The following is a 12,443-nucleotide window of genomic DNA, read 5'->3' as shown; positions in this document are numbered from 1 at the left end:
GCGGCGGTCAGCGGGGCTGGTTATCGGGTGGGCCCCGTCAGTTCCTGGACTGTGTCGATCACGGTGTCCACCACCTCGATCACCGGCTCGGATGCATCGATGACGGCCGCGCCGAGGCTTTCGTAGATCGCTCGCATCCGGGGGTTCCATTTCAGTGCGGCCGCAAGTTCTTCGGGATGCTGACCGAATGCATTGGTGGTGCGGGTGGCGAGCCGGTGGCGGAGGGTGTCGTCGTCGATCACCAGGCACACGGTGAGGTCGAAGAGATCGCGGACGTCTGCCTCGTTCTCCGCCGACCCGCACAGGAACGTGGTGCGGCAACGGGACTGTTCAGCGAGGGTCTCCACGCGCTCGCGAACAATCACCCACCCGTATCGGTCGAGCCAGCCCTCTGGAACCGGATACGGAGGATCCCTCACGACCTCGCCGCCGGCTCGGTCGATCCATTGGCTGAAGCCGTCCGCGTCGGCGTCGAGCGCGAGGTAGCCACGCGCTCGCAACAGCCCGCAGACCGTGGACTTGCCAGTTCCTGAATTGCCGGTCACCCACACCAATGGCACGCCGACAGCTTAGACATGGCCACCCAGGCCGGCGGCGCTGTCGCCACGATCAGGCCAGGTGCCGGTTCGGCCGAGTGACTGCTCCGGCACTGCCATGGCTGATCTGGCTGATCTGGGTGTTGCGGGCCGGGGGGGGGCCGAGCATCGCGGATCCGGGGCCCCGGCCTGTCCAACGTCCTCAGTGGCCATGGTGAAGCGGGGCCTGGTCTCGTGGATGACGCGGGAGGGCTCCACGCGCGTGTGCACGGCCTGTGCGTGGTCGTCGGCGGGCAGGCCGTGCACGCTTGCGGCGATACCGAGCACGGCGAGTGCGTAGCCCTTGGTCTCCAGAAGTCCGGGCATGAGACCAGCGGAAAACATCCGGTGGCACTCTGTCGCGCGAAAGACCAGAGGGCTTCTCAACCGCGGCCACTGACCGGAGTGCGGTGCCGCCGCGTGCTTCTCGTGCCTCGGACGTGGGAAGCGAGACCAGGAACAGGGCCTGACCGGGATGCGCGGTCACCCGTCGCGGGCGAGGCTGGTGCTGTGTCCGAGCGCCGAGTGATCGTCTACCCGCCGTCTGAAACCGGCGGCCGCCCGGTGCGTATCGACGACCGGATCCTCGGCACCGCGTACGGCCTCCACGACCTCGCCGTGTTCCTGCAGAACGCCGGCCTGACGGGCTGGGACGAACTGGATGTCGCCGAATCGGGTCTGATCGAGTGGCACGGAGGCGGGCCAGAGGTGTGGGCACCGTGAGTAGGCGCAAGAGGGTTCGAGACGGCGGGGAACGCGATGTGGAAGCGGTTCTCGACGAGCTCTACATCACGCCCCCAGCCGACTTCGTGGCACGTCGTGAGGAGCTGGCCGCCGCGGCCAAGGCGGCCGGTCACGCCGACGATGCCCGTCGGATCCATGCCGCACACCGCCCCACCCTGGCGGCCTGGGCGGCGAACCTCCTGCTGCGCTCCCAACCGGAGGAGAGCCGGCGGTTCCTGGAGCTGGGGCACGCTTTGCGCGAGGCATACCGCACCCTGGACGCCGCAGGGATCAATGAGCTGTCCGAGCAGCGGCGGCGCATCGTGACGGCCTTGTCCCGGCAGACCGCCAGGCTCGCCGAGGAGGCCGGGCACCGGCTGTCGGACCCGGTCCAGCAGGACGTCGAATCCACTCTGCGCGCCGTGCTCACTGATCCGGATGCCGCCGAACGGTGGGCCGGCGGCCGCCTGGAGGGCGCTCTCACCCCGCCGTCGGACTTTCCCGGTACTGCCGCGCCGACCGGCGCTCCGCGGAAGCCGCGCCGAGAGACGGCTCCGGGGCCGTCGGCTCGGACGCGGGCGAAGGGCGACCTCGCCGAGCGGCGCCGCCAGAGGCAGGAGCAGCTCGATCACGCCCGGACGGCGGCCGAAGAGGCCGAGCAGCGGTTGCGGGACGCGCGTACCGAACAGGCCGACGCTGAGGCGGCACGGCAGCGGGCACGCGACCGCCACGACCAGGCCCGGCAGCAGATGTCCGCCGCCGAGCAGCAACTGCAGCAGGCAGGGGAGGAACTCCAGCGAGCCGACCGAGAACAGCAGGAAGCCGAAGAACGCAACCACGCGGCCGCTGACGCACACTCACGCGCCCAACACGAAGCGCGCGAGGCTGGACAGAAGGTGAAACGCCTGACCGCACGTAGCAGATAAGCGGGGGATGGCTTTGTCCACCAGTTGGAGTCTGGACAGCACATGGTCATCTCCTGGGGAGGCGCTCCGCTGGCGCCTGGACCGTTGTTGCCGGTGGGGAGGAAGCCGGGGCCAGAGGTCACGAATAGGCGACTGCGACACGTAAACAACACGCCATCTTCACAATTGGCGCTACGGTCAACGCTTCCACGACCTCTGGGGGACCCATGAGCAACCCGTACGCCATGCCGCCGCAGCCGCCTGTCAGAACGAGCCCGAAATGGGCGCGGAAGCGGTACGTGTTGCCTGCGGTCGGCCTTGCCTTCTTCCTCGGTATCGGCGCAGGTGCCGGCGAACAGGGCAATGGGAATGATGCGAAGGCGGCGGCTGACAAGGTGCAGCCGACTGCCACGGTCACCGCGACGGCCACGGCCACGGCTACGGCGACCGAGACGGCCACGCCCGCGCCCGCGCCGACGGTGACGGCGACGAAGACGGTCAAGGTGAAGGTGACCGTCACCGCGAACGCGGCCGCCGGGGGTTCGAGAGTCAGCGGGAGCTCCGGCGGATCGTCCGGAAGCGGGAGCTCAAGCTCCTCGGGTGGTTCCAGCGGCGCCGCAAGCGGCGCTACCGCCCTGTGCAACGACGGCACCTACTCGTACGCCGCCCATCATCAGGGCGCGTGCTCGCACCACGGCGGTGTCGCCGTTTTCTACCGGTAGGCCGGATGCTTGGGCCCGGCCAGGAACGATCCATCCATGCCGTGTTCACGGTGCTGCGCGTACCCCTGGTCGGCGCTGAGCGTGCCCAACTGGCGGACCTGCCTGAACACTTCGCCGGATCCTGTTCAACCCGCTGCCCAGACGACGAGCCCCTTTCGCCGGAGCGGTTCGTGCCGGCTTGCAGGCGGCGGTCGGAGGCCATGCCCTCCATGAGTGAGAGTCAGGGGCCGTCGATGGGCGGCGAAGGCTTCTCGGCGTCCGGGGCGTTCCGCAAACGTCGCACTGCTCGGCCTCCCACTGCCCGGTCAGTGTCGAACCCCCACTGGACCCGTCAGGCCGTTCGTGCTGCCGAGGAGCCGGCCCTACGAATGGCTCGCTCATCCCGATCAACAAGGGAGGGACGACTGACGGCTTCCGCACTCCATGCCACCGTACGCCCAGACTCATTCGCCGGGCTGACCCCGAAGTATTCGAGCTGGACTGCATGGTGCGCGGAGGCGGCATCATGACGCTGGACGGCCGGGGCGTGTATCAGGGAGCCGGGGACCTCCTCTTCTTCTACGCCTCGCGTCCCTGCACACATGCACAGCCGAGTTCGCACCGGGCCTTCCTGCCGGGGCAGTTGGGGGAGCGGCGTGCGGGGTCAGGCGCGGATGACCTCCACACCGGCCGCCGTGAACGCCTCGGTCAGCTCGTCGGAGGCGGCCTTGTCGGTCACCAGGATGTCGATGTCGTCCACCGGGCAGATACGGGCGAAGGCGCGTCGGTTCAGCTTGGAGGAGTCGGCGACCGCGACGACCTGCTGCGCGCGGCGGGCCAGCGCCCGGTTGATACTGGCCTCGCCTTCGTGGTGGGCGGTTGCCCCGTGGGACACGTCAATGGCGTCCACTCCGATGAAGACCTGGTCCAGGGCGATCTCCGCGAGCAGTTCGGCGGCCAGCGGCCCGATTAGCTCGTAGGACGCGGGCCGGGCCACCCCGCCGATCACCACGAGCTTGACGTGGCGCCGTACGACCAGTTCGTTGGCGATGTTCAGGGCGTTGGTCACCACGGTGACCGCCGTCTCCGCGCTGCCGGAACTCAGGTCGGTGCGGGTGGCCAGGGCGCGCGCCACCTCGGTGGTCGTGGTGCCGCCGTTCAGCCCGACCACGGCGCCGGCCTTCACCAGCCCGGCGGCCGCGTGCGCGATCCGCTCCTTCTCCGGGGCGTTGCGTGCGGCCTTGTAGCGCAGCGGCAGGTCGTAGGCGATTGCGTTGATCACGGCCCCGCCGTGCGTGCGAGTGACCATCTGCTGGCGGGCCAGCTCGTCGAGGTCGCGCCTGATCGTCGCGGCGGATACCTGCAACTCCTCGGCAGCCGGCTCGACCTCGATACGCCCGTCGCGCGTCATCATCTCCAGCAGCGCGCTCCACCGGGCCTGCGGTGCCGCCATGTCTCACAACTCTCTGTCAGGGCGATGCGCACACGATATGCGCGGCTCTATGAAACCACAGTGCTCGATTGAGTGTTTTTGATGATCAAACGAGCAAAGCCCTGCACGTTTCGAAAATCGGTGCCGCCGTCCAAGCAGCCGCCGCGGCACTCGCACGCGGCGATCACAGGCCGCCGCCCGTGCGGCTGACTCCGATCGCCGACGTTGTGAGTTCCGCGTGCCGTGACAGTGGGTCGTCGGCAGGTGCGTGCTGAAGGGACCATTACCGGCGAAGATGAGCGGCCGGCCGACGAGGCGGAGGACATACGCCGTCAGGATCGTGATCGCCACTCACACCCGTGCCGCCCGTGATCGGCGGTCACGCCGGCGCACCAGCCGTACTTGGCGCAGCCGGATGGTGGTTGCAGAGCCAACCGCTTCGAAACGGAGTCTCGGCGGTCCCCGCACGACGGTCTGCGCCCACGCGGGAGTACCTGGTTGATCTCCTGGCCCTCGGGATGCCGCGCTGTTCAGCGTCGGCCGATGGGCCCAATCCGGCCGCCCCTCCACCGTCTACGCCGCCCTTCCACCACTACGCGGCCGAGGACCGCACCATGACCGTCTGACGTCTTACCCCTCGCCGGCCTTCACCAGCCCGGCGGCCACGGCGCCGACCGCCCGCCCAACCGGCTCGGCTGCGCGAGCACGCGCCGACTCGTGGCGCAGGGCTCACAGAGGGCGCTCCGCACCGGCCCCGGACAGCGGACCCGCGGCGCTCCTGAAGCGCGCGAGGAGTCCGGGTGCTGGTCCGGCAGACCTTGGATCCGGGCGGCTGGGTGGTGTGGGCGGGTCCCCACGATCTCGCCGTGGGCGGGTGCGGGGCAGCCGCAGTGCCTTGCCTGCCGGCACTACCCATAAGGGCCGCCGGCCGGGGTCTTCGTCAGCGGCGAGTCCTGCCCGCCCATGTCGAGACGGAATGGCGGGTAGGCGTCGGTCATCAGCGCGGCATAAGCGGCCACCCTCGCCGCCCAGCGGACGAGACCGAGCAGGAAGTCGAAAAGCTGCACCGGGTAGCGGGCGGTGAACGCCAAAATGATCACGGCGACCAGGGAGAGGAAGGGAAGCAGGCCGCCGCCACGCCACCCGTCCCCTTCTCCCCAGCCACCGACGAAGATCCCGACGACGATGTACTGCGGGATCGCCAGCAGCCACCACTTCACCAGGACCAGGCCGCGGGAGAGACGCTCGGGATAGGCGACATCGAAATGCGCTGGGTAGTCGAGCACATCCGCGAGGGTGAACGGCGGGTACCGGTCAGTGCCGAGCGCGGTGTGGGCGTAGTAGCTGACACGCCAGTTCCAACGCATCACGCCGACATTGAAGTCGAAGAGCGATCGGGGGTAGCGGCCGGTGAACAGGATGGCGAAGAACGCGACGATGGTCACGAAGACGAAAGCAATCCACAAGAAGATCAGCACGATGTAGTGCGGAACGGCGAGGAGCCACTTCACCAGCCACAGCCATCTCGACAGCCGACGGTCGAGAGACGCTTCGATACGCACAGGTGACCCGGGCACAGGGATCATGTCGCCAACCTCTTTCGAGCGGCCCCGCCCTGTGGCCACCCCTCCCTGCCCTTCCCTTTTGCGGGCGGGCGGCAGAGCGGCCACCTGATCATGAATTCAGGCTCGCATGCGAAGTGGAAACCCGCGACTCGGGCAGGGTCTGCCCGCCTCCGGCGGCAAGAAGTTGTCCACGCACGCCGGCCGGCCGCGAGGGAGACTCGGGCTGCCGCTTCGGGCCGTCCGGTTGCGTCAGCTCTGGTGTGGGCTGCCCGCGAGCGTTGCAGCCACCAGTTCCCGTCGGCTACGGACACCGAACTTGTCGAAGACTGCCGTGAGGTGCTCCTGGACGGTGTTGCCGGAGATGTGCAGTTCGGCGACGATCTCACGCGTGGAGCGCCCTTTGAGGATGAGGGCGGCCACGCGTACCTGAGCCTCGGTAAGGCCGTGTGCGCTCAGCAGTATGGACCCGAGTTCCGCCGGCGGGACGGCCTGGATCACAATGCCGATCCGGGGGCCGGCCGGGTCCTGCAGCCGGGTCGCATGCAGGGAGAGCCATAGCCGGGACAGCAGGCCCGCGCGCAGCGCGTTCGCGTCCAGACCGGCCCGGCACAGGGCAACAACGCCCGACACCCGGTGCTCCAGGCGCGCCGCCGCGGCCGTCGCTCCTGCCATGGTTTCGACACTACGCCCCCGCTGGGGCGATCCCCAGCTGGCGCAGGATGCCCAGTTCATCGAGCCGCCCCCACCTCTCGACGATGCGGTCGCCCCTGACCCGGAAGACGTTGATTCCGCGCAGTGTCACGGCGCGGCCTTCGGTCGGGGCCGGCACTCCGAGCAGCTCGCCGCGTTGGATGCCGGTGGCGGTGAAGTACTCGACGACCAGGTCGGCCTCGGCGATCAACAGGTGCGGCTCGCTGTGCCAGTCCGGGCAGGCTTCCCTGAACAGCGCACCGGCGGAGCGCATGCCCTCTCGGTCGGCGGGTCCGCAGAGCGGAGGGTCGTGGTCGACGAAGTCCTCGGCGAGGCAGTCGTCGACCGCGCCGAGATCGCCCTTGGTGAAGAGCGCGTCAATGAAGGCGCGCACGAAGTCCTTGTTCTTGACGAGGGTGTTCTCCGAGGTGTTCATGGGCTCAAGTCTTCAACCGTAGGAAGGGCCTGAATACCCCAGGAATGTGGGGTTTTACGCCTCGCCCGACGCTCGCTCCCGGCCTGAGCCTTTCGCTGGGGGCAGCTCAGCCGCTTGGACATCGTGTGCGCGGCATGAACCGTGGACTGTCCCTACCGAGTGCAACGTCCCTTCAGGCGTTCTCAAAGGACGTTCGGGGGCGTGGGCCTCGGCTGACGTAGGCGGCAATTCCGGCGGCGGCGAGCACTGTTGCGACCAGGGCCGCGGGTCGGCTGTGGGGTGCCTGGGTTTGCCAGGCCAGCGCCTCCCCGGCAGTGCCCACACCTGGGAACGTGGCCGCGCCGAGCGTCCATCCGAGAGGCAGGAACCACGACCGGGCTGTGCCGACCGTGGCCGCCCCAAGGGCGGTCAGGCCCAATAGGCCGGCCGCGTCGCGGACGACGAATCCGAACGGCCCGAACCGCGTGCCGGTTGCCAGCGTGGCCAGCAGGAGCAGAAGCACGCATCCCAGGGCCGTGGCCAGATGGGCCATCCGCAGCCACGCCCACGGCCTCGCCGCCGTGGTGTCCAGGGAGTCGTCCGGGCCGCCGAGCGTGGTGGTGACGACGGCCACGAGAAGGAGCACCGTGAGGACGAGTACGGTGCTGCTCACCTCGCCCCTGTCGCTGAAGACCGTCGCCGTCAGCCACGCGGTGGCAGTGCCCGCCGCCGCCGCGCCGAGCGTCGCCGGCACCTGGCGCGAGCGGGCGTACAGCGTCAGTCCTCTCATCGGGCGCTCCTGGTCAGGAGGTTGGTGGTGTCCTGGCACTTCCGGGCGGCCTGGTGGACGGCGGTCACCCGGGCGCCGGCCTCCGCCCGTGGCAGTGTCTTCAGATCCTTCCAGAGCTTGACGGCCTGCGGGTCCTCGGATTCGAGGGCATCGGGACCGGCGGTCGGCTCCCGGTCGAGCAGCCAGTAGGCGGCAGCGGTGGCGACGTGGAAGTTCCAGGACTCTTCGCAGCCTGGAGGGTCGGTGAACGCTGCGGTGAGCATCGTCGGTTCGAGCCGACCCGGGTGGGCGAGGCGGCCGTGCCTGTCGACCGTGATCCTCATCAGCGCGGTGTCCGCCCGCGGCCTCGGTGAGGGAGGAGGAGAGAACGTGGTGGTGTCCTCGTGTGCCGACGAGCGAAGTGCCCGACAGGAGTTCCAACGCGTGCCGGGCCCTGGGGGCCACCTCGGACAGCAGCCCTTCGTGTGCCCGGCTGACGCATACCCGTGGGGCGTCGTCGGTGCACACCAGTTCCTGGGCGACCGGGTCGAGCGTCCCTTGGTCGTAGGCATCGCCGGTCGGGACGACCAGGACCGTGGCCGTTGCCCCGATGGCCAGCGGTACCAGCGCGGCGAACGCGAACCTATGGCTTTGGACGGCCAGGAGCACGACGCCGGCCACCGCGACGGCGACCATCCAGAGCGCCTGGGCGACGCTGACTTGGCCGTCGACGGTGTCGTAGTCGCTGAACATGCTCATCCCCATGGCCGGGGAGAACGCCGTCGTGACTCCGCCGTCCGGAAGGGCGTGAGGCGCCAAGATCAGCAGCACGAAGCCGATCACGGCCAGGGCGGGGGCGGTGGCGAGCGCCGGCACCAGTCGTCCGACGGCCAGCCCGAGCCAGACCGAGGCGATCATCGCGATCAGCCCGACGGCCACGACGGCAAACGCCGCAGCCGGCAGGTAGCGCGCCGTGCCGGCGATCAGCGGTGTAGCCGCGAGGAGCGTGACCAGGTAGGCGACGAGAACCGTCAGCCCGGTCGTGACCAGTATCGGCACGATGCGCTGCGGTCGCGGGCGCGGCGTGCCGGCGAACAGTTCGGCGACGTTCGCCCGGTGCTCGCGATAGGACTGCCAGGCACCGGCGGCCATCGCAAGGGGCGAGAGAACCGCGAGGTATTCGCGCTGAGTCATGACCAGCGCCATCCATCCGCTGGACCATCGCCCGGCGGTGGCCTGGAGCACGATCGTGCCGGCGATGGCGATCACCAGCGCGGCACCGAGGGAGGCCGACCGCCGGAGCTCGATGCCGAGGATGCGATTCATGCGTTGCTCCGGTGCTTGCGCAGGAGTGCGGAGTAGCCGCGCTCCGCCGGGCTGTCGCCCGCGTCGCCCTGCCCGCCTCGGGCGATCAAATCGTCGGGGGTGCCCTGGAACAGGAGCCGGCCTTCGTTCATGAGGATGACATCGGTGCAGGCGGCGACGACGTCCTCGACGAGATGAGTGGAGACCAGCACACAGGTACCGGCGCTGAGGTCACGCAGCAGGTCGCGAAAGTCGAGACGCTGTTCGGGGTCGAGTCCGACGGTGGGCTCGTCGAGCAGGAGCAGCTCGGGGTCGTTCACGATGGCCTGCGCAATGCCGACCCGGCGCAGCATGCCGCCGGACAGCGTCTTCATCCTGGTGTCAGCCTTGGTGGTGAGACCCACCCGGTCGATCGCGCGTTGGACGGCGTCGGGTACGGCAGTTCTGGGCATCTCCCTGAGCCAGGCCATGTACGCGACGAACTCGCGGACGGTGAAGCGCGGATAGAAACCGAACTGCTGCGGCAGATACCCCAGTTTGCGGCGCACCTTGCGCAGGTCGGCGCGGCCGTCGGCCTGCGCGCCGAGCAGCGTCAGCGAGCCGTCGGCGGGCTTGACGACGGTGGACAGCGCGCGCATCAGCGTGGTCTTGCCGGCACCGTTCGGGCCGAGCAAGCCGTGGACGCCGGTCTTCAGAGTGAGGTCGAGGCCGTCGACGGCCAGGTGCCGGCCGGCCCGGACGCGCAGTTCTTTCGCGTGGACGAGCCAGGGACGAAGGGTGGGGGCCGTTTCGGCAGCACTCACTGCTCGCATGGGATCTCTCCTGTTGACAGGGGGTCAGTTGCCGCTGGTCAGGCGGCGGAAGTGAGGGGCGGTGAGCGGGGTGATCGCGGCGAGGGCCACGCTGGTCACCGCCCAGACGACGGTGCTGCCCGGCTGCAGTACCGGGGACAGGGATTGGGCCGCCACACTCGGCAGCAGGACGGCCGCGGACCAGGCCGCTGCGAGTGTGATCGCCGCGCGCCGCACGCCGATGCAGGCGCCGAGCGCGAGGGTGGCCGCGGTGAACACCAGGCACGGCAGCAGGGTGAGGGCCAGTGAGGTTCCGGTGCTCACGCCCGCCACCAGCAACGCCAAAAGCACGACGACGAGCACCGCGAGCGTGCGCCGCAACACCATGGCCAGGCCGGCTGCGGGTGTGGTGGCGATCTGTTCCCATGCCGGGTCGATCCGCCGGCTCCAGGACACCGCTACACCGGGCAGCGGCGCCACCGGGGCCAGCAGCAGCACGAGCGACGGCAGGCTGGGCTCGGCGAAATTGAGGAACACTCCGCAGCCCAGCACCGCGACGGTCACCGCGAGCCAGGGCAGCAGCGTCCAGGCGAGCCAGCGTCGGTGCACGGCCACGGCCTGGGTGCGTTGCCGGACCGGGGGCGGGCTCGTTTCGATCGCCTGGTCCAGCGAGACGGCGACGCGGTCGAGCAGATCCGTCGTGGCAGGGGTGGCGTTGGCCGCGAGTTGCTCACGGCAGTTGGCGCACGCGTCGAGATGGACTTCGATCGACCAGAGCGCGGCGTCGTCGAGCCCGCGCCCACCGTCCGCGTAGCGGGCCAGAATCATGGTGGTGGGATGAGTCATGACAGTGCCTCCCGCAGCGCGATCCGGGCCCGCCGCGCGCGGGTCTTCACCGTGCCCTCAGGCAGGCTGAGCAGCACCGCCGTCTGACGGACCGACAAGTCGTCGAGCACCATCGCCTGCAGTGCCTGCCGCAGCTCCGGTGGCAGCCCCAGCAAGGCCTGTTCGAGGTTCTGGCCGACGCGGTTGTCCATCACCTCGTCCTCGGCGGCCGGTGCGATCGCGTCGAGCGGGACAATGGTCGGCACCCGCTCCTGCCGGTCGCGCCGGCGGAACGCGTCGACGAGACGGTTCGCGGCGATCGTCCAGAGCCAGCCGACCGCACTGCCGTCGGTCACGGAGCCGGCGTAGCTGCCGGCTGCCCGCCAGACCGCCAGGTAGGTCTCCTGGAGCACATCGGCGACGACGTCGTCGTCAGCGCAGCGGCGGCGGAGCCGCACCGCCAACCACGGCGAGGTACGCCGATACAACTCGTCGAACGCCGCCCGGTCGCCACCGGCGACGCGACGCACGAGTTCTGCCTCGTTGAGGTCTGCCTTGCCTTTCACGATCAGGAAGACGACGCGACCGTCGATTCAGGTTCTCGGGCGGTTCGGCGCCTATCGGGAACGACGTCCTTTGCACTGAGTGGGACGTTGTCCGGGGCATCCTTCTCCAGGACGAGTACCCGCACATCGTGCGACCACGGTTCGGCGCCGGAGGCCGGCGACCGGAGTTGGGCGACATCGCTCACGGTGGAGTCGCGCTCGACCGTGTCGTACGACGACGGCTCGGCGGTGAACTGCGCAACGCCCAGGGGGCGTTGCCTTTCGGGAGCGCCTTGTTGTGGAGGCGCTCCCGGCGGCTACGTCAGTCGCCGACCGTGACGGGAAGGGGGAGCACCCTCGTCGATGCTGCGTTCATGGGTCTCGGTTTTTTCGGGCGGTGCCACCTGATGCGCGGCAGCAGGCCGAAGTGCAGCAGCCGGGTGATGCCGAACCCGATTTCCGACCGGCCACCTCGCAAGATCACCGCCGTTTGCGGCTGATGACAGCGCTCGTACCGGCGCCCCGAGACCTGGCGGCTGGCGGTCTCAGATCTCTTGTGAACCTGGGGCAACCCTACGAATGCCTCGCGGGTCATACGAGATGAGATCAATCAACGTCAATGACCGCAAGGGGGAAATATGCTTGTGAATCGCTCCGTCCTGGTCGCCTCCGCGTTAGCGGCCCTGTCGCTGGGGACCATGACCGCCTTGGCGGCGCCGGCCTCCGCCGCACCCAACACCACGCCGCAGAGAGTCTGCGGCAGCGGCTACAAGACCGTGAACTCGGCGCCCGTCGGCTCGCTGGGCACCACCTATCTGACGTACAACTCCGCGAACGGCAAGAACTGCGTCGCGACCATCCGCAACAACCCGGGCACCGCCCTGGACATGTCAGCCTGGATCTACGTCCCCGACACCGAGCAGGGGGACGACGACTACGGGCTGTACTCGTCGTACGCGGGGCCGACCTACGTCTACGGCAAGGGCCACTGCGTCAGCTGGGGCGGCAACATCGACAACGTGTACGTACAGGTGAACAACTCCAACTGCAGCGCCCTGAAGGAGCAGCGGGTCACCTTCACCCGCTGATGCGGCGTTCCTGCCCGGCCACCGCGTTCCCATGCCGCGACCCTGCAGAGTCGACGGGCAGCGGGACAACGTCCACACGCAGGTCATGCGGAAATCCGTAGTGGTCCGGTCCGC

At 69.2% G+C, this 12,443-nt stretch carries 15 protein-coding genes; 4 read left to right on the top strand and 11 right to left on the bottom strand.

The window, feature by feature from the left end:
- Positions 1 to 20: 20 nt before the first annotated feature.
- Together OOK07_RS00765 and OOK07_RS00760 are read right to left on the bottom strand one after the other, a co-directional pair.
- Complete coding sequence (locus tag OOK07_RS00765) at positions 21 to 560, bottom strand: AAA family ATPase (RefSeq protein WP_266794651.1); 540 nt, start codon at positions 558 to 560, stop codon at positions 21 to 23.
- A 9-nt stretch (positions 561 to 569) separates the two neighbouring features.
- Positions 570 to 902 carry a hypothetical protein gene (locus OOK07_RS00760; protein WP_266794650.1) on the bottom strand — a complete coding sequence of 111 codons (333 nt, stop codon included), beginning with the start codon at positions 900 to 902 and terminating at the stop codon, positions 570 to 572.
- A gap of 183 nt (positions 903 to 1,085) precedes the next feature.
- On the opposite strand from OOK07_RS00760, the gene OOK07_RS00755 reads away from it, so the two are divergent.
- Positions 1,086 to 1,298 (top strand): hypothetical protein, encoded by a 213-nt coding sequence (locus OOK07_RS00755; RefSeq protein WP_266675868.1) that lies wholly within the window; start codon positions 1,086 to 1,088, stop codon positions 1,296 to 1,298.
- Complete coding sequence (locus tag OOK07_RS00750) at positions 1,286 to 2,224, top strand: hypothetical protein (protein ID WP_266794649.1); 939 nt, start codon at positions 1,286 to 1,288, stop codon at positions 2,222 to 2,224. The genes OOK07_RS00755 and OOK07_RS00750 overlap by 13 nt, the downstream gene beginning before the upstream one ends.
- 118 nt (positions 2,225 to 2,342) lie before the next feature.
- Here the strand turns inward: OOK07_RS00750 and OOK07_RS43565 are convergent, their stop codons facing one another.
- Positions 2,343 to 2,846 carry a hypothetical protein gene (locus tag OOK07_RS43565; RefSeq protein ID WP_406313433.1) on the bottom strand — a complete coding sequence of 168 codons (504 nt, stop codon included), beginning with the start codon at positions 2,844 to 2,846 and terminating at the stop codon, positions 2,343 to 2,345.
- Here OOK07_RS43565 and OOK07_RS43560 point away from each other — a divergent pair.
- Entirely contained in the window at positions 2,839 to 2,925 is an 87-nt protein-coding gene (locus OOK07_RS43560; RefSeq protein WP_225075656.1) for a DUF3761 domain-containing protein, read from the top strand. The two genes, OOK07_RS43565 and OOK07_RS43560, sit on opposite strands and share 8 nt — an antisense overlap.
- Before the next feature lie 643 nt (positions 2,926 to 3,568).
- On the opposite strand, the gene OOK07_RS00740 is transcribed toward OOK07_RS43560, so the two are convergent.
- The 8 genes from OOK07_RS00740 to OOK07_RS00705 form a co-directional block, all read right to left on the bottom strand.
- Positions 3,569 to 4,357, bottom strand: coding sequence for a DeoR/GlpR family DNA-binding transcription regulator (locus tag OOK07_RS00740; protein ID WP_266675862.1), 789 nt, complete (start codon positions 4,355 to 4,357; stop codon positions 3,569 to 3,571).
- An 887-nt stretch (positions 4,358 to 5,244) separates the two neighbouring features.
- Positions 5,245 to 5,922: a DUF4389 domain-containing protein gene (locus OOK07_RS00735; RefSeq protein WP_266794647.1), complete on the bottom strand. Its 678-nt coding sequence runs from the start codon at positions 5,920 to 5,922 to the stop codon at positions 5,245 to 5,247.
- A gap of 228 nt (positions 5,923 to 6,150) precedes the next feature.
- Positions 6,151 to 6,573: a helix-turn-helix transcriptional regulator gene (locus OOK07_RS00730; RefSeq protein WP_266675858.1), complete on the bottom strand. Its 423-nt coding sequence runs from the start codon at positions 6,571 to 6,573 to the stop codon at positions 6,151 to 6,153.
- Positions 6,574 to 6,583: 10 nt separating this feature from the next.
- Complete coding sequence (locus OOK07_RS00725) at positions 6,584 to 7,027, bottom strand: ester cyclase (RefSeq protein ID WP_266794646.1); 444 nt, start codon at positions 7,025 to 7,027, stop codon at positions 6,584 to 6,586.
- Between the two features lie 172 nt (positions 7,028 to 7,199).
- Positions 7,200 to 9,101, bottom strand: a complete 1,902-nt coding sequence (locus tag OOK07_RS00720) for a hypothetical protein (protein ID WP_266794645.1) — start codon at positions 9,099 to 9,101, stop codon at positions 7,200 to 7,202.
- Complete coding sequence (locus tag OOK07_RS00715; protein ID WP_266794644.1) at positions 9,098 to 9,892, bottom strand: ABC transporter ATP-binding protein; 795 nt, start codon at positions 9,890 to 9,892, stop codon at positions 9,098 to 9,100. The genes OOK07_RS00720 and OOK07_RS00715 overlap by 4 nt, the downstream gene beginning before the upstream one ends.
- Before the next feature lie 24 nt (positions 9,893 to 9,916).
- Positions 9,917 to 10,717, bottom strand: a complete 801-nt coding sequence (locus OOK07_RS00710; protein WP_266794643.1) for a hypothetical protein — start codon at positions 10,715 to 10,717, stop codon at positions 9,917 to 9,919.
- Positions 10,714 to 11,226, bottom strand: a complete 513-nt coding sequence (locus tag OOK07_RS00705) for an RNA polymerase sigma factor (RefSeq protein ID WP_406311210.1) — start codon at positions 11,224 to 11,226, stop codon at positions 10,714 to 10,716. The genes OOK07_RS00710 and OOK07_RS00705 overlap by 4 nt, the downstream gene beginning before the upstream one ends.
- Before the next feature lie 653 nt (positions 11,227 to 11,879).
- Here OOK07_RS00705 and OOK07_RS00700 point away from each other — a divergent pair.
- Positions 11,880 to 12,329 (top strand): spore-associated protein, encoded by a 450-nt coding sequence (locus OOK07_RS00700; RefSeq protein WP_266794641.1) that lies wholly within the window; start codon positions 11,880 to 11,882, stop codon positions 12,327 to 12,329.
- Positions 12,330 to 12,443: the final 114 nt, after the last annotated feature.

This window comes from Streptomyces sp. NBC_00078, assembly GCF_026343335.1.
Classification (GTDB): domain Bacteria; phylum Actinomycetota; class Actinomycetes; order Streptomycetales; family Streptomycetaceae; genus Streptomyces.
The sequence above is the reverse complement of the archived record's forward strand: the minus strand, read 5'-3'. Positions and strand labels throughout refer to the sequence as shown.

Bases quoted from the DNA above. Each gene is read 5' to 3' on its own strand.
- OOK07_RS00715 (WP_266794644.1), bottom strand. From the start codon at position 9,892: ATGCGAGCAGTGAGTGCTGCCGAAACGGCCCCCACCCTTCGTCCCTGG.
- OOK07_RS00730 (WP_266675858.1), bottom strand. From the start codon at position 6,573: ATGGCAGGAGCGACGGCCGCGGCGGCGCGCCTGGAGCACCGGGTGTCG.
- OOK07_RS00725 (WP_266794646.1), bottom strand. From the start codon at position 7,027: ATGAACACCTCGGAGAACACCCTCGTCAAGAACAAGGACTTCGTGCGC.
- OOK07_RS00735 (WP_266794647.1), bottom strand. From the start codon at position 5,922: ATGATCCCTGTGCCCGGGTCACCTGTGCGTATCGAAGCGTCTCTCGAC.
- OOK07_RS00700 (WP_266794641.1), top strand. From the start codon at position 11,880: ATGCTTGTGAATCGCTCCGTCCTGGTCGCCTCCGCGTTAGCGGCCCTG.
- OOK07_RS00710 (WP_266794643.1), bottom strand. From the start codon at position 10,717: ATGACTCATCCCACCACCATGATTCTGGCCCGCTACGCGGACGGTGGG.
- OOK07_RS00720 (WP_266794645.1), bottom strand. From the start codon at position 9,101: ATGAATCGCATCCTCGGCATCGAGCTCCGGCGGTCGGCCTCCCTCGGT.
- OOK07_RS00760 (WP_266794650.1), bottom strand. From the start codon at position 902: ATGCCCGGACTTCTGGAGACCAAGGGCTACGCACTCGCCGTGCTCGGT.
- OOK07_RS00740 (WP_266675862.1), bottom strand. From the start codon at position 4,357: ATGGCGGCACCGCAGGCCCGGTGGAGCGCGCTGCTGGAGATGATGACG.